Origin of the sequence: Maribacter polysiphoniae, assembly GCF_003148665.1 — a bacterium.
Lineage (GTDB): Bacteria > Bacteroidota > Bacteroidia > Flavobacteriales > Flavobacteriaceae > Maribacter_A > Maribacter_A polysiphoniae.
The window spans coordinates 810,181-826,610 of record NZ_QGGQ01000001.1 but is presented as its reverse complement, the minus strand read 5'-3'; the positions used below and the strand labels follow the sequence as shown (position 1 = coordinate 826,610).

The window sequence follows — 16,430 nt, the reverse complement described above, 5'->3', positions numbered from 1 at the left end:
GATCTTAGAAGTTATAGACTACTTCCAATTTATAATCCCGAAGTACATCCCTAGCCTTTTCAATATCCTGGGTAAAGCCCAAAATATAGCCACCACCACCAGAGCCACAAAGTTTAAGATAGTAATCGTTGGTTTCTATGCCCTGTTGCCAAAGTTGATGGAACTTTACCGGAATCATAGGTTTGAAGTTGTCAAGGACTACGTGGGACAATTGCTTTAAATTTCCAAAAAGTGATTTAACATTACCACTGATAAAATCCTCCACACAAGCATCGGTATGTTTGATGAATTGATTTTTCAGCATTTGCCGAAAACCTTCCTGTTTCATTTTCTCCATGAATAACTGTACCATAGGCGCTGTTTCCCCAGTGGCACCACTATCCAGTAAAAATACCGCCCCTTTCCCTTCCTTATTTTGGGAAGGTATACTCGTAGATTCGATATTGTCTTTGGAATTGATAAGAATAGGCAAACTTAGGTAACTGTTCAAAGGATCCAATCCTGATGATTTACCATGAAAAAAAGATTCCATTTTACCAAAGATAGCCTTTAGTCGCAGTAGCTTTTCACGGGTCAAATTCTCAAGAACCGTAATTTTATCCAATGCATATTTATCATAGATGGCAGCGACCAAAGCCCCACTACTGCCTACCCCATAACCTTGCGGAATAGAACTATCGAAATACATTCCACTTACCACATCACCTCTTAAGTTTTCGAAATCAAAAGCGACCAATTCCGGTTCTTGATCCACAATACCCTCGAGATAAACGACAAAATCCTTTAAATACCCATTTGACTTTAAGGCTTCCGGGGATGCATTGCCATCCTTTTTCAAGGCTCCCTTAAAAAAATTATAGGGAATGGAAAGTCCCTTGGAATCCTTGATGATGCCATACTCCCCAAATAGAAGGATTTTAGAATAAAATAATGGTCCTTTCATAGTAAAAATTAAGAATCAATAGGTGACATGTACATCATCCTATCGCTAATTCCAAAATTTCAGTTGTTTGTCTCTTTATTTCTAAAAACGGGCAAGAACATTACTTTCAAATCCGTTTTGTTTAATTAATTTACAATAAAGATAAACAATATAATCGATCTTATCAAAAAAACCGCTTAACCAATTCCCGGTAGTTCTTTTAACAAACGCGGTTTATCCTTATAAATTATTACTTGTAAGGTAATAATCTTTTAGCTCCAAAGCCAATTCTGTCGCAAATATACTGTCCGTTTTCGCAATATACAACCAACTCATCCTTAATAAATTGGTGTACTTCCTTCTTCTCTTCTTGTGGATACAATACGTGCACGTTCGCACCCGCATCCAAAGTGAAACAAAGATGGGTCTTCGAAGAAGCCCTAAATGCCCAGATTTTTTCAATGATCTTCAAGGTATTCGGTTTCATTAAAATAAAATAGGGTATACTGGTCATCATCATAGCGTGCAACGTCAGTGCCTCGCTTTCCACAATCCGTATAAAATCATTCAAATTCCCCGTCGCGAAAACCTCCCTTAGTTTGGCTATATTGTCATGGGCTTGGGCAAAGCGCTGTTCCGCAAAGGGATGCCCATGCATTAAATCGTGTCCTACCGTACTACTGACTTGTTTTTGTCCTTTGTCTACCAACAAAATAGTGTCGTGGTATTTATGGAACACCTCATGTACTTGATAAGGATATTTGATGGCGAAAAGATCTGAGCTACCGGTAATACCTTTATGGTGACCCCATTGAATCAAATCCCCTTCTATACTACGACAAGCACTCCCTGACCCCAAGCGGGCCAAAAAAGAGGCCTTTCGGTGAAAATAACCATCATCCATTCCTGGGTCCAATTGCTTCTCGATATACATAAGCCCCAAGGCCAATGCCGACATACCACTGGCCGATGAGGCGATACCACTGCTATGGGGGAATGAATTGGAGGTTTCAATCTTTAAATCATACTCTTTCAAAAAAGGCATATAACTTTCAATACGACTAAAAAACGCCTCTATCTTAGGTCTAAAATCTGGCTTGGGCTTCCCTTCAAACCATAACCCAAAAGAAAAGTCGGCTCCCTTCTCCTTTCGTCTTGAATAGGTCATCGAAGTGGTCGTAGCACAAGCGTCCAATGTAAAACTGATGGAAGGGTTCGCGGGAATTTGATCAGCTTTTTTTCCCCAATATTTCACTAAGGCAATATTGCTGGGGGCTTTATAGGTTACCGTCCCTTCCTCAACCGTTTTGGTATATTTTGAAGGGAGGAATTCTGTATACGTCATTAAAACACAATTTATGCAAAGATAGTTTTTAAGTGAATTAGTTGTATTTCCAATGGATTTAATACTTATTTTAGAGGACAATAATCAACCAAGTGAAAAGAAAGCTAATCTATATCGCCATAATGGTAGGTATCTGCCTAGGGGTCGGTTTTTTATCCAGTTTTGCAACCCAAAGCTCGGTAAATGATTGGTTCGTTACCTTGAACAAGCCCAGTTTTAATCCGCCCAGTTGGCTTTTCGCACCGGTTTGGACCGCACTCTATATAATGATGGGGGTTTCCGCAGGAATTGTTTGGGCCAAGGGTTTTCACCATTTATGGGTAAAGACGGCCTTGTATCATTTTGGTTTTCAATTACTTTTAAATGCCGCATGGAGCATCGTCTTTTTCGGCTTTAAACAACCCTTTTGGGGCCTTGTGGTGATTATAACCTTACTCTGTCTTATTGTCTTGACCATGCGTTGGTTCAGGATCGTAAGCAAATCCGCATCCTGGTTACTGATTCCCTATTTGCTATGGGTTTGCTTTGCCACCGTTCTGAATTACAAGATCTGGGAATTGAATTAATCTGCCGATAATTCCCATAATTTCATTAAGGTCCTATGGTTGCGTGAGGTTGCTGCCACTTGAAGTTTTTGCTCTATCAGATTGTTATTGCATTTGGCCTTACCTGCCCCTAAATTACATTTTAGATAGACACAGTTCGGGGTCACTACAAGTTGCTCGTTATCAAATTGCATTGAAGACAAAGTAGAAAGGCCTTCCTGTGTTGGCCGCTCTTTCAATAAAACAAAATACACCTTATTTGCCTGAATGTCCTCAGGATCGGTAAAAGGATTATGTACCAATATCCGTTCGACTTCTTCCCTTTTTTTTACGATGGCGGGAACATCGAAACCATATCGCCCAAAAATGCCCTTGGATATTCGACCCTCAAGTTCCACAATGTCTTGATCTTCACTTTTAAAAACCACATTCCCACTTTGTATATAGGTAATGATGTCGCGATACCCTAAATTTTCAAAGAGCACACGCAGATCGGCCATTTTTATTTTCTTATGCCCACCAACATTGATTCCCCTTAAAAGCGCTATATAGTTCATTGGGTATTCAAATCGTTTGAGATTGCCATCGCAGCGAGATACCCCCCTGTCCAGGCATTCTGAAAATTGAATCCACCGGTAATGGCATCCACATTGATGATTTCACCTGCAAGATAGAGTCCTTTGCAAATCTTACTTTCGTAGGTCTTGAAATTGATTTCTTTTAAATCTACCCCTCCAGCGGTTACAAATTCATCCTTAAAAACACTCTTACCTTCCACCATAAACCTACAATTGGTCAATTGGCCCGCAAGGTGTTGTAATTTCTCTTTCGTCACCTCGGCCCATTTATCCTCTTTGGCGATGTCAGATGCGTTTACCAAACCCGTCCATAATCGTTTGGGGATTTCAAACACTTTCGTACGCACAACCGTCTTTTTGGCCTCGACCTCTTTGACCTCCATCAACAAGGATAAAACCGAATTCTGGTGATACTCGGGAAGCCAATTGACCTTAATCGGAAAACGGTATTTACAATCGTGCAACTGAAGGGCCCCCCATGCGGACAACCGTAATATGGCCGGGCCACTTAGCCCCCAATGTGTAATAAGGACAGGACCTTCCGCACTAAATAGGGGTTTCTCACTTCGCTTACTTTTAAGCTTTACCTTAATCTCGGGTTTAAACCCATTCCTTGGAAGGACCTCAACATGGGCGGGCGTACTCACACCGGGTATTCCCGAAATGCGGTCATCCTTGATATTAAAAGTGAACAAGGAGGGTACGGGAGGTACAATAGTATGGCCCAAGCCCTCCAACAGTTTCCAAATTTTCGGATTACTGCCGGCAGCCACCAATAACCTTTTACAGAAATACTCTTTTTTAATGGTAGTAACCTTCCAGGTTATATCGTTTTCTGCGCCTGTTTTCGATGCAATGGCAGTGACCGAACTTTGTCTGTAAACGGCAATACCCAAACGATTGGTTTCCCCTAGAAAACAATCAATAATTGATTGGGAGGAATTGGATACGGGGAAAACCCTACCATCATCCTCCGATTTTAAAGGTACCCCCCGACTTTCAAAAAATTGCCTTGTTTCTTGTGGGCCATGGGCATAAAAAGGACCTATAAGTTCTTTGGACCCCCTTGGATAGTTTTTGGACAAGGCCATGGGATCAGATTCACCATTGGTAACATTGCATCGTCCTCCCCCAGAAATACTGACTTTCTTAAGGACTTCCTTTCCTTTTTCGAATATGGCTATTTTAAGGTCGGGATTTGTCTCGGCGATATGGATTGCGGCGTAGAACCCAGATGCGCCCCCGCCTATTATTATTACATCGAACATCAATTGATCCTCTCTGGGTAATTCGTTATAATACCATCTACATCGAACGACTTTACAAGGTCTATGTCTTCAGGTTTATTGACTGTCCATGTATAAATCTTAAATCCCGCCTCCTTGATCTTCTTGGCCGAATCCATATCCAAACCCTTGAAACTTGGGTTAACCGCTTCAGCATTCAATTCCTTGGCGAGCGCAATGGACCCCTCAATATCATCACCGGTTAAAATGGCTATCGGAATATCCTTGTTAACCCTCCTCATAGATTTCAATTCCTCCCAATTAAAACTGGATATTATAAATTTATCCAAGTCCCAATCTTTTTTTTCCAGAAATTCATTGACAATTGAATTCACCTTATCAGCGGTCCCTGCCCCTTTGAGTTCAATGTTCAATCGAACATCGTCGTCCAAGACATCAATAACATCCTTTAGCAATGGAATGGTTTGGTTACCCTCGAGCACCATCTGTTTTATTTGGGAAATATCGAATTCCTCAATTTTCCCTGTTGCATTGGCCAAACGATCCACGGTATCATCATGGAAAACGACGATTTCCCCACTTTTGATCTTGAACACATCTATTTCAATCATATCTACACCAAGTTCCAAGGCCTTCTGTATGGAAGCTACGGTGTTTTCGGTTTCATGACCCATCGCCCCACGATGACCTATGACCAAGGGTTCGTCATTCATTTTGCAACTTTGAGTCAGTAGTAAGGACAATAGTAAAAAATAAACAATTGGTTTTTTCATTTGATCATTTTCAAATTAAATGTTTACGGATTAAATCTTATCACAGAGGTAAGATACATTTTCTGACCAAAAAAAATGTTTTTCAATCCAAATTTAATTTCAAAATAAAAGATTCCAAGGGTGCAATCTTGACCTGTATCTTACCCACACCACCCTCAACAGTAAGTTTAGGTTCATAATTGAGATACAGTTGATCTTTTAAACCATAGACACCATCCTTAAGCAACCACATTGAGATAATTTCCTTGGGGATTTTCAACTCAAAGCCATAGGCCTCATTAGCGTCAAAATTGGCAATTACCACCAACTTTTCGTTGGCAGACCACCTCACAAAGGACAACACCCTGTGGTTATAATTCTCGGTATGGTCCTTATTGTAATAATGAATATCCCCATAATTGCCCATTAAGGCCTCACTGCTGATGGTAAAGTTCAATAAGGATCTATAAAACTGTCTCAAGTCTTTTTCCTCATCGGATAATTGTCCGCCGTCAAATTTCTTGTCGTTTACCCAACGTTGGTGATGGGGCACTCCGATATAGTCAAAAATAGAAGTACGTGTAGGCTGGCCAAATCCGGCATTCTCATTACCAGGCTCACCAACCTCCTGTCCGAAATAGATCATGGTCGGTGATGTACTTATGGTTGCTGAAACGACCATGGCTGGTTTTCCCTTTTTGGCATCGCCAGCGAAATCGGGACTCGCAATACGTTGTTCATCGTGGTTCTCTAAAAAGTGGAGCATGTGATGTTCAATATCCTTCAAATTATTCGCTACGACCGGAATATGGTCTGTCCATCCATGTCCTTGCATAATATGCTTTAAAGAATCGTACATCTCTACCTTATCGTAGAGATAATCCATTTTCCCCTTAAAGATATAATCACGATACAAATCAGGATTATAGACCTCGGCCAAAAGAAAAGCATTGGGGTTGCTCATTTTGATATGCGAATTCATGTAGCTCCAAAACTCCACCGGAACCATCTCGGCCATATCGTAGCGGAACCCATCAACACCCATACCCAACCAATACAAAGCGATATCCTTAAATTTCACCCAGGAACTGGGTACATCCTTATTGGACCAAAATTCATAATGCTTTGGATAATCCTGTAGATCGAAACCTTCCGGAAGCCTGTCAAAATCATATGAACCATCGGGTCGAACACCATAATTGATCTTCACGGTCTCGTACCAATCATTCATATCGGGTTGCGCCATACGTGACCCATTGCCAGTCCATTTTGCCGGGTTTTCATCGAAGTTACCATCGGCCAATGCATGTGCCTCACCGCCCAAGGGCAAATAACCATTTTGCCATTCCGGCACCTTAAAGGCCTCGTTGGGAATGTAATAGAAATTATTGTCCCTTTTATACTCAACCGAAGTATCATCCGAAGCACCGAAGGGTTCGAGACCATCGGGTGTTGATTTTCCTTCGTAATTACGGGCCACATGGTTCGGAACAATATCGATAAGCACCTTAAGTCCGGCCTTATGGCTTCTATCGATCAACGCCTTAAACTCTTCCAATCGGTTTTTGGGGTCATCGGCCAAATCGGGATTTACATTATAATAATCCTTAACGGCATAGGGCGAACCTGCCCTTCCCTTTACAATATCCGGATCATCATTTGAAATTCCGTAGGCACTGTAATCAGTGATCACATCGTGGTGTGGTACACCGGTATACCAAATATAGGTCACCCCAAGATCCTTGATTTCCTTCAAGGCCTTTTCCGAGAAGTCGGAAAACTTGCCAACACCATTCTCTTCTATGGTCCCCCAAGGTTTGTTGTTCGTATTAGTATTGCCAAAAAGCCGCGTAAAAACCTGATACACAACTTCTTTTCTAACTTTTTTTTTGGCTACCATTTGTTTGTTTTCATTTTGTTTGGCGCACCCTTGAATCATGAGGATCACAAGCATGGCGCTAAAGATGCTGGAATTGTTCATTTAAGCCGAAATTTCCTCATTAGGATTCAATTCGAGTCGTTTTCCCTTGTATCGTATGGACATTTGCTCGTTTCCTTCCAATTTAAACTTGGTTTCACCATCCGATACGGTAACCTTAATGACCCTATTTCTAAAGTTTATTTTAAAGGAATAGGATTCCCATTCCTTAGGGATTCTTGGGGTAAAGGATAATTTATCATCAATGACCCGAAGCCCCCCGAAGCCTTCAACAATACTCATCCAAGTACCTGCCATTGATGTAATATGGAGTCCTTCCTCAACTTCCTTATTGTAATCATCGAGATCTAACCTTGAAGTTCTCAGATAAAACCGATAAGCCTGATCCATACGATCCAATTTAGCGGCTTGGATACTGTGAACACAGGGAGAAAGTGACGATTCATGAACGGTAAAGGATTCGTAAAAATCAAAATGTTTCTCCAGTTCCTCCACGGTAAAATGATCTTCAAAGAAATAAAATCCTTGAAGTACATCGGCTTGTTTTATATAAGGGGACCTAAGAATACGATCCCAACTCCATTTCTGATTAATGGGACGTTCCAGTTTATCCAATTCTGCAACGGTAATCAGCTCCTTGTCCAAAAAGCCATCTTGTTGCAAGTATACCCCATACTCCTCGGAATAAGGGAAATACATATTTTCAGCGACTTCCTGCCATTTATCGGTTTCATTCGAAGTTAATTGGGTATGTCCTATGATTCGTTCGTAATCATCGGGATACCCATCTTTTACTTTATGCAACTGTTTCATGGTATACTCAATACACCATTTCGCCAAATAATTCGTGTACCAGTTATTGTTTACGTTGTTCTCATATTCGTTCGGACCTGTTACCCCGAGAATGACATATTTTTCCTTGGCCTCCGAATAATTGGCACGTTGGTACCAAAAACGGGAGATACCGATCAAGACCTCCAATCCCATTTCCGGGATATAGGTATAATCCCCTGTAAAACGATAATAATTGAATATGGCGAAGGCTATAGCCCCATTCCTGTGGATTTCCTCAAAGGTGATTTCCCATTCATTGTGGCACTCTTCCCCATTCATGGTCACCATGGGGTAAAGGGCTGCCCCTTTTTCAAATCCCAACTTCTGGGCATTTTCGATAGCCTTCTCTAAATGATCGTAGCGATATTTCAATAAGTTCCTGGCCACCTCTTGATTCTTGGTCGCCATATAAAAAGGAATACAGTAGGCCTCGGTATCCCAATAGGTACTTCCTCCGTATTTTTCCCCTGTAAATCCTTTGGGACCTATATTCAACCGGGAATCGGTACCTAAATAGGTTTGGTTCAGGTGGAATATATTGAAACGAATACCCTGTTGGGCCTTAACATCACCTTCTATGGTGATGTCACTCAAATGCCAAATGGCTGCCCAGGCTTTTTTCTGACTTTGCAACAACGCCTCAAAACCTAATTCAAAGGCTTTATCCAATACCATATCGGCAGCATCTACCAAAGTATCCGCTTTATGGTTTCGGGATACGGTGTACCCTCCAAACTTAATCAATGTCAGTGTCTCACCTTGCTTTACCCCTTGGGTATAGGCATGCCCGATCCAAGTATCCTTTTGGGAGACTTCGGGATCGATATTTACTTTTTTCCCATCAAGATTCAATTCCGCACCCATGAAGGTACATGTCTTAAAATCGGTCTTCATGGTATGGGCTTGGATATAGGCCCTATTATCTTTGGAATCCACTGAGGTCGTATTCCAGAACTTATCGTCCCAATTACTATCCTCATTGGTGATACCACTATCCAAATATGGAATAAAAGCGATTTCAGCATCTTGATCCAATGGGACTACACTATAGCTAATAGCGCCAATTTCATCTAGTTCAAGGCTTAAAAACCGGGTGATTTCAACTTGAATTCTTATGGTATTGGGGAGGGTCGCCCTAAAGGCACGTTTGTACCAACCTTCCTTCATATTCAATTCCCTGCGGAAGCCTTCAACCGAGGTGCAGGTGGACAAATCCAATGACTCCTTATTGACTAGGACATCGATTCCTATCCAATTCGGGGCATTCAACACTTTGGCGAAGTACTCGGGGTAACCGTTTTTCCACCAACCTACACGGGTTTTATCCGGATAATAGACCCCCGCAATATAGCTGCCTTGAAAAGTAGGTCCGGAATAGCGTTCCTCAAAGTTGGCCCGTTGTCCCATGGCCCCATTTCCTAAACTAAAAAGGCTTTCAGATGACTTTACCGTTTCTTGGTCAAAACCTTCCTCTATGATCGACCAATTGTCTGCTTTAATATATTCTTGATTCATCTACTTTTCAATAATTTTTTAATAAAACCCAAATCGATTTCAGTGAAATCCTTAAAATTATAATCCGCATCCGCCAAAATACCCGCATCACCAATACCAATACTGGTCATGCCCGCACTATTGGCAGCTTGTATGCCTGCAACGGCATCCTCAAAAACGATACAATCCTTGGGGTCGACCCCCAATTTCTGGGCGGCAATAAGAAAAACCTCTGGATCCGGCTTAGCTTTGGTCACACTGTTTCCATCAACGAGATAATCAAAGTAATGCAACAACCCCACCTTTTCCAAAATGGGCTTTGCATTCTTGCTCGCAGACCCGAGTGCAATGGGCACGTTTTGGTCCTTAAGGAATTTAAGTATTTTAGGAACATCGGGTAAGATCTCGGAGGCATCCATTTCATCAATATAGGCAAGATAGTCTTCGTTCTTCTCTACCATCCAAGTATCAAATTGTTCTTGGGTAGCCTTTACCTTACCAATATCCAATAAGATCTCGAGACAACGTTTGCGACTCACCCCTTTGAATAATTCGTTCTGTTCTTCTGTAAAAACAAACCCCAATTCATTGGCCAGCTTTTTCCAAGCCAGGTAATGGTATTTTGCAGTATCGACAATAACACCATCCAAATCGAAAATAAATCCTTTTTTCTTCATTTTTAATTTTTGCATAATGGAAAAGACAAGCGACATTCCATATAAAACCATACGGAATGAAAAAATGTCTTAACGATTGAATAGAATGTCTGAAATATTAAAACTATTGGTTAAAAAGAATTTACCAGTTAAAATTACCAAAAGCCTATTCAAAACTTATTATAGTTGAGAAGTAAAATTAAAGTTTTGATTGGGTCAAAAGTAAAAAGTTTTTTTTGATTTCCAATACTCTATCTAGTTGAATCCCTTTCAATAAGCTCAGTTTTTATAATCTCGGTCACAAATTCTTTCTCTTCATCCTCCAAAGCCAAGCGATTTATCAATATGGAGGCTGCCCTTTCCCCCATTTTAAATCCATGCTGACTAATAGTCGTGAGACTGGGCCATGAATGCTGGGAAAGAATACCATCCGAAAAACTGACCACTGACAAATCCTCTGGCACCCTAAGTCCCCTTTGCCGTGCTACATTCAATGCCTTTATGGCATAAATTTCGTTAACGGCAAAAACCCCGTCAATATCCGGAACCTTCTCAAATATCTGATTGATATCCCTTTCAAGATCACGATTGTCTTGTTTTTTCTCTAAATTACCTAAATCATTTATTTTCAATATGATATCCGAATCAGGCGTTATATTGTTATTGCCCAATGCCTCTAAATATCCTTGGGTCCTTAACTTCCCTATATTGATAAAGTCCCCAGTGGTCAGCAATAGTATTTTTTTACAACCGGTATCAATAAGTTTTTGCGTGGCAATCCTTGAGCCCTCAACATCGTCCACGATTACCTTGTCACACGCTATTTCATGAAGCACACGATCGAACATGACTATGGGAATACCCTGATTAATAGTCTCTTGTAAGTGATGCTTATCTTGCTTAAGCAGGGTTTCCTTGGACAAGGACATAATAAAACCATCAATATTGCTTTGGACCAACAGCTCCATGTTGATCACTTCCTTATCAAATGATTCATTGGTAACGGCTATGATAACATTGTACCCATTAAGGTTGGCCACATGTTCGATACCACTTATTACTTTCGAGAAAAAATTATGTACGATATCGGGAATGATCAAACCTAAGGTCTTTGTCTTCTTGTTCTTTAGACTTAAGGCGATATTATTGGGACGATAGTTATAGAATTTTGCAAAAGCTTGGATTTTATCCCGATTATCCTGACTTATTTCCTTATTGTCATGAAGTGCTTTGGAAACGGTAGAAATGGACACCCCCAATTCTTTGGCAATTCTTTTCAAGGTCATTTTCGGCTTCATAAAAATATGGGTTTGATAAAAGGAAAGGCTTTAAAATAGAATATCAATTTACAACAGTATGATTTTTTATCATTTTAACAAAAATAAATTAAAAGTTATCAACCCGAAAACGTTGTAAGTGCCCGTATTTATTGACCTTATCTTAAATTAACTTAAATTTTACATAATTTCGTTAGTTGAGAAATAAAGTTAAAGTTTCAAACTAAACAAAACTAATTTTAATTAACGTTCTATGAAAAAAATCAAACAGTGCCTCTTACTGGCCGTGTTTATGATTCCCATAGGGATTTTTGCACAGACCACCGTAAATGGTACCGTGACCGACCAGGTAACTGGTGGTCCCTTACCTGGTGTCAGTATAATAGTCGTAGGAACATCCACAGGGACTACGACTGATTTTGACGGAAACTACACGCTTACTGTAAACGATGGTGCAGTATTGCAATTTTCTTACATCGGATACAAAACCGTGGATATTCCAGTTACAGGCCCTAATCTAGACCTTGTAATGGAAGAGGACAGGGCGCAACTGGATGAAGTTGTGGTCATTGGATATGGTACCACAACAGTTAAGGATGCCACGGGATCATTAACCGCGGTAACCTCGGAGGATTTCAACAAAGGTGCCATTGTTAGTACCGACCAACTTTTGACCGGTAAGGCGGCAGGTGTACGAATTACCAGTTCAGGTGGTTCGCCAGATGCCGCTCCAAACATTCGAATAAGGGGTGGAGCTTCACTAAGCGCGAACAATAGTCCACTTATCGTAATTGACGGTGTACCCATTGACAACACCAATCCGGCTGGGGTCAATAACCCATTTTCCCTGATTAACCCAAATGACGTTGACAGCTTTTCCATCCTTAAGGATGCATCAGCAGCTGCCATTTATGGTTCAAGGGCTTCAAACGGGGTTATTATCATTACCACTAAAAAAGGAACTTCGGGTGGTCCTAAGTTCAATTTTTCATCAAATACGAGTATTAGTACCGTCAGTAGTAAAATCGATTTAATGGACGGGCCAACATATACCAAGTTCATTAATGAGTACCATCCTACGTATGCCAATCTATTGGGCACTTCGAATACCGACTGGCAAGATGCTATTTACAGGGCCGCAGTATCATCGGACCACAACTTTAGTGCTAGGGCCAACCTTTTTGATAAAGTGCCTACTAGGTTTTCCTTTGGCTATAACAACACTGAAGGATTAGTAAAAACCAATGATTATGAGCGGTATACCGCCTCGGTTAAATTTACACCTACTTTCTTCGATGATCATTTAAAGATTGATATCAACGCGAAAGGTATCAGTTCTGAGAAAAATGCAGTTGATGAAAGTGGTGCCTTGGGAGGTGCTGTCAACATGGATCCCACAAAACCTATTTACGATAATTCCCCAGATAACCGTTTTGGAGGTTTTTATCAAAACACCATTTTGGATGATGTTGATAATCCTACTCGATTATTACTTGATGGTCAATGGAACCCTTTAGCATTACTGTTACAAAGAACACGTCCTGAAAAGGTACAGAAAATCCTTGGTAACGTTGAATTCGACTATAAAATGCACTTTCTCCCAGAACTTCGGGCTGTACTTAACTTAGGCCTTGAAGCTTCAACAGCGGATATTGAGGAGTCTTTCTCCGATAATTCCTTGGCAACTTATAAGTTCGACTCCTCGAACAATGACATCAACACCAATTATGTTTTCAATCCGGGGGTCAATTATAGGGAAAACCAAAGTATCACCAACCAGACTATGGATGCCTATTTGGTCTATGCAAAACGGTATGAAGAAGGGTTCTTGACCAACTTTGATGTTCAGGGAGGATATTCCTATCAAAATTTCAGGAATGATGGTAACAAAGAAGAATACCGATACAATAACGACACGGGTATACGCGAATTGCAGATCGATGCACAAAACCCGAACAACCGTTATTTTAATGAACTTAATCTGCAGTCTTTCTTTGGTAGAACCAATCTGAATCTATTGGATAAATATTTGGTAACCGTTTCCTTTAGGGCCGATGGTTCTTCCTTGTTCAGTAAAGACAATAGATGGGGGTACTTTCCTGCGGCGGCTTTGGCCTGGAAAGTGAATGAAGAGGACTTCTTAAAAGATTCCCAAGTAATCAATGACCTTAAATTGCGTTTAGGTTGGGGTAAAACTGGGCAACAGGATATTACAGGCGCTGTAGGCTTCTATCCTTCGGTTCCATTATTTGAAGCTGGTTCCAGTACCGGACAATACCTCCAAGGGGTTGCACTTTATTCCGCCAAGCCTTTCAATGAAGACTTGACTTGGGAAAAAACCACTACTTATAACGCCGGGATAGATTTTGGACTTTTCGAAAACCGATTGATCAATGGTTCTTTCGATGTTTTCTATAGGGAAACTTCCGACCTACTTGCAAAAGTACCGGTAGCACCGGGCCAAGGGCTAACGGATTCATTTGTTAAAAATGTTGGGGAAACGGAAAGTAAAGGTTTTGAGGTAATCTTAAATGCCACCCTCTTAAGTAATGAAAGTACCAATCTGGAATTCTACTCCAACCTTTCGTATAGTAGGGCCGAGGTCACAAATCTTCAGGATGTTACCCGGATTTCCGCTGACGGTTCAGGAATCCCTACAGGTACAGGGGTTAACATAGGGTACCACACTGTGGGTTACCAACCATATTCCGCTTGGGTATTCAGACAATTGTATGATACTGCGGGTAATCCTATCCACGGTGCTTTTGCCGATTTCAATGGGGATGGCATAACCGATAACGATGACCGCTATTTCAAATCGTTACGACCTAACTGGACCTTTGGTTTCGGGTTTAACTTCAATTATAACAAGTTCGATTTAAGTACCAGTTTTAGAGGCCAAATCGGCGGACAGGTTTATAATTCCAGACGATTGACTTCAGGATGGGTCGACAAGGCTGTTCCAAACAACTCAAACAGCCTAAGCAACGTCTTGGACTTTAATTCAGGCGCAGCCAACTATAATTTTGTCAACATACAGGGCAATGTTCCCTTTTCAGATTATTTTCTGGAAGACGCGACATTCCTAAGGTGTGAGAATATCGTATTGGGCTATCGTTTGGACGACATCTTGAAAAACACTTCAATGCGGGTTTACGGTGCTGTAAACAATCCGTTTATCATTACCAACTACAGTGGTCAAGACCCTGAGAACTTTAATGCAATAGATAACAATTTTTATCCTAGACCACGGTCATTCACCCTTGGTTTAAGCGTAGACTTTTAATATAAATCACTATGAAGAAAATAATATTAATTCTTTTTTGCATACTAGCAAGCGTTCAAGGGTGTACTGATGATTTGAACACAGAACCTTTGGTAGAACAGTCGTTAGACGACTTATTAGCTAATGATCCCGATGCGGTTTCAGGAATTTTATCCCGTTTATATGCATCGTTTGCCCTCTCTGGACCTGATGGTCCCAGTAGTGGTGACATTAGTGGTGACACTGGGGAATCCCCATTTTTAAGAGGAATCATCAATCTACAGGATTTTACTGCAGATGGCATGAAAAACCGTTGGGGGGATGATGGCTTGGATCAATTGACCACTACTTCCGACTGGGATGAAAACAATAAGTTTTTCGGATACATGTATAATAGGGTCTATTATACCATACCACAGGCCAATAACCTATTGTCTGTTTTAAATTCGGTAAGCATAGATGGCCAAGATCAAGTAGTCGGGGAAGTAAAATTTTTACGAGGACTCGCTTATTATTATCTCATCGATACTTTTGGTAAAGGTGTTTTGGTGACTGAAAATGAAATCGGGGTTTCCGCCCCTTTACCTGAAGCTACCAGAGCTGAGCTTTTCACTTTCGTCGAAAATGACCTACTAGAGGCTGAAGCACTGATGTCTAATACTAAATCATATGGCCGGGCCAACAAAGCCGCCGTTCAAATGTTATTGGCAAAACTATATCTTAATGCCGAAGTTTATATAGGTGAAGATAGATACACTGAGGCTTTGACCTTTATTAAGAAGGTAATCGATGAAGGCGGCTATACCTTAGCCCCAGATTTTGTAAGCAATTTTTCAGGGGATAATGACGCTTCTCCTGAAATTATTTTTACTTTAATTGCAGATTCCGAAACCAGTCAGAGTTATGGGAACACGACCTATATCGTAAACGGTAGTATGGGTACAGAAACAATGCCTATTATAAACTTTGGAGCCGCGGAAGGCTGGTCTGGCCATAGGGCCACCAAAGCTTGGTACGGATTATATGATGATAATGATGATAGGGGCGAACTTTTCTGGACCGAAGGGCACAACTATGAAATGGCCGACTATAAAGCATGGACAGACGGTTATCCTTCAGTAAAATTTCGCAATTCAGGATTTTCAACAACACTTCCTGCGACTACTTTTTCAAGTACCGATTTTCCGCTTTACAGATTGGCCGATGCCTACTTGATCTATGCGGAATGTGTGTTACGCGGCGCGGCTGGCGGAGATGCCGCCCAGGCACTGAACTATGTGAATGCAGTTAGAGAACGCTCTAATGCCAATGCCATTGGATCGTCTGAATTGACCCTCGATTTTATTCTGGATGAACGCGCTAGGGAGTTGAATTTGGAAGGACAACGAAGAACAGACCTAATCCGTTTTGGGAAGTTTACAGGCAATTCTTATGTATGGCCATGGAAAGGAAACACTGCACAGGGAACTTCCATCCCGGATTATTACAACCTATTCCCAATTCCATTATCCGCATTGGAAGCAAACCCTAACTTAAATCAAAATCCTGGTTTCTAAAAAATAACTAAACAGTACAT

12 protein-coding genes are annotated in these 16,430 nt (G+C 41.0%); 3 read left to right on the top strand and 9 right to left on the bottom strand.

The features are described 5' to 3' along the window. Nucleotides 1-4 precede the first annotated feature (4 nt). Together LX92_RS03415 and LX92_RS03410 are read right to left on the bottom strand one after the other, a co-directional pair. The gene (locus LX92_RS03415) at nt 5-943 is read right to left on the bottom strand and encodes a mevalonate kinase family protein (protein WP_109648850.1); all 939 of its coding nucleotides are present in this window, start codon (nt 941-943) and stop codon (nt 5-7) included. A gap of 229 nt (nt 944-1,172) precedes the next feature. Next, on the bottom strand, nt 1,173-2,267 hold the full coding sequence (locus tag LX92_RS03410) for a diphosphomevalonate/mevalonate 3,5-bisphosphate decarboxylase family protein (RefSeq protein WP_109648849.1): 1,095 nt from the start codon (nt 2,265-2,267) through the stop codon (nt 1,173-1,175). A 122-nt stretch (nt 2,268-2,389) separates the two neighbouring features. Here LX92_RS03410 and LX92_RS03405 point away from each other — a divergent pair, with 122 nt between their 5' ends. After that, nucleotides 2,390-2,833, top strand: a complete 444-nt coding sequence (locus LX92_RS03405) for a TspO/MBR family protein (RefSeq protein ID WP_223308331.1) — start codon at nt 2,390-2,392, stop codon at nt 2,831-2,833. Here LX92_RS03405 and LX92_RS03400 read toward each other — a convergent pair. The 7 genes from LX92_RS03400 to LX92_RS03370 all read right to left on the bottom strand — a co-directional run bounded on the left by LX92_RS03400 (nt 2,830) and on the right by LX92_RS03370 (nt 11,610). Continuing rightward, nucleotides 2,830-3,369, bottom strand: coding sequence for a DUF1697 domain-containing protein (locus tag LX92_RS03400; RefSeq protein ID WP_109648847.1), 540 nt, complete (start codon nt 3,367-3,369; stop codon nt 2,830-2,832). The two genes, LX92_RS03405 and LX92_RS03400, sit on opposite strands and share 4 nt — an antisense overlap. Then, the gene (locus LX92_RS03395) at nt 3,366-4,658 is read right to left on the bottom strand and encodes a BaiN/RdsA family NAD(P)/FAD-dependent oxidoreductase (protein ID WP_109648846.1); all 1,293 of its coding nucleotides are present in this window, start codon (nt 4,656-4,658) and stop codon (nt 3,366-3,368) included. Before LX92_RS03395 ends, LX92_RS03400 begins: the two co-directional genes overlap by 4 nt. Continuing rightward, nucleotides 4,658-5,410, bottom strand: coding sequence for a glycerophosphodiester phosphodiesterase (locus tag LX92_RS03390; protein WP_109648845.1), 753 nt, complete (start codon nt 5,408-5,410; stop codon nt 4,658-4,660). The genes LX92_RS03395 and LX92_RS03390 overlap by 1 nt, the downstream gene beginning before the upstream one ends. Nucleotides 5,411-5,492: 82 nt before the next feature. After that, a complete protein-coding gene (locus LX92_RS03385) occupies nt 5,493-7,370 on the bottom strand; it encodes an alpha-amylase family glycosyl hydrolase (RefSeq protein ID WP_109648844.1) in 1,878 nt (625 codons plus the stop codon). Then, nucleotides 7,371-9,677 carry a glycoside hydrolase family 65 protein gene (locus LX92_RS03380; RefSeq protein WP_109648843.1) on the bottom strand — a complete coding sequence of 769 codons (2,307 nt, stop codon included), beginning with the start codon at nt 9,675-9,677 and terminating at the stop codon, nt 7,371-7,373. Beyond that, nucleotides 9,674-10,333 (bottom strand): beta-phosphoglucomutase, encoded by a 660-nt coding sequence (pgmB, locus tag LX92_RS03375; RefSeq protein WP_109649062.1) that lies wholly within the window; start codon nt 10,331-10,333, stop codon nt 9,674-9,676. The genes LX92_RS03380 and pgmB overlap by 4 nt, the downstream gene beginning before the upstream one ends. Before the next feature lie 230 nt (nt 10,334-10,563). Then, entirely contained in the window at nt 10,564-11,610 is a 1,047-nt protein-coding gene (locus LX92_RS03370; RefSeq protein WP_109648842.1) for a LacI family DNA-binding transcriptional regulator, read from the bottom strand. 232 nt (nt 11,611-11,842) lie between these two features. Between LX92_RS03370 and LX92_RS03365 the strand changes: the two genes are divergently transcribed. Further along, nucleotides 11,843-14,875 (top strand): SusC/RagA family TonB-linked outer membrane protein, encoded by a 3,033-nt coding sequence (locus LX92_RS03365; RefSeq protein ID WP_109648841.1) that lies wholly within the window; start codon nt 11,843-11,845, stop codon nt 14,873-14,875. Nucleotides 14,876-14,886: 11 nt separating this feature from the next. Then, nucleotides 14,887-16,410, top strand: a complete 1,524-nt coding sequence (locus tag LX92_RS03360; RefSeq protein WP_109648840.1) for a RagB/SusD family nutrient uptake outer membrane protein — start codon at nt 14,887-14,889, stop codon at nt 16,408-16,410. The last annotated feature ends 20 nt before the right edge of the window (nt 16,411-16,430 follow it).

Coding starts and splice junctions, on each gene's coding strand:
- LX92_RS03390 (WP_109648845.1), bottom strand. CDS start 5,410: ATGAAAAAACCAATTGTTTATTTTTTACTATTGTCCTTACTACTGACT.
- LX92_RS03415 (WP_109648850.1), bottom strand. CDS start 943: ATGAAAGGACCATTATTTTATTCTAAAATCCTTCTATTTGGGGAGTAT.
- LX92_RS03365 (WP_109648841.1), top strand. CDS start 11,843: ATGAAAAAAATCAAACAGTGCCTCTTACTGGCCGTGTTTATGATTCCC.
- LX92_RS03385 (WP_109648844.1), bottom strand. CDS start 7,370: ATGAACAATTCCAGCATCTTTAGCGCCATGCTTGTGATCCTCATGATT.
- LX92_RS03395 (WP_109648846.1), bottom strand. CDS start 4,658: ATGTTCGATGTAATAATAATAGGCGGGGGCGCATCTGGGTTCTACGCC.
- LX92_RS03410 (WP_109648849.1), bottom strand. CDS start 2,267: ATGACGTATACAGAATTCCTCCCTTCAAAATATACCAAAACGGTTGAG.
- LX92_RS03400 (WP_109648847.1), bottom strand. CDS start 3,369: ATGAACTATATAGCGCTTTTAAGGGGAATCAATGTTGGTGGGCATAAG.
- LX92_RS03380 (WP_109648843.1), bottom strand. CDS start 9,677: ATGAATCAAGAATATATTAAAGCAGACAATTGGTCGATCATAGAGGAA.
- pgmB (WP_109649062.1), bottom strand. CDS start 10,333: ATGAAGAAAAAAGGATTTATTTTCGATTTGGATGGTGTTATTGTCGAT.
- LX92_RS03405 (WP_223308331.1), top strand. CDS start 2,390: ATGGTAGGTATCTGCCTAGGGGTCGGTTTTTTATCCAGTTTTGCAACC.
- LX92_RS03360 (WP_109648840.1), top strand. CDS start 14,887: ATGAAGAAAATAATATTAATTCTTTTTTGCATACTAGCAAGCGTTCAA.
- LX92_RS03370 (WP_109648842.1), bottom strand. CDS start 11,610: ATGAAGCCGAAAATGACCTTGAAAAGAATTGCCAAAGAATTGGGGGTG.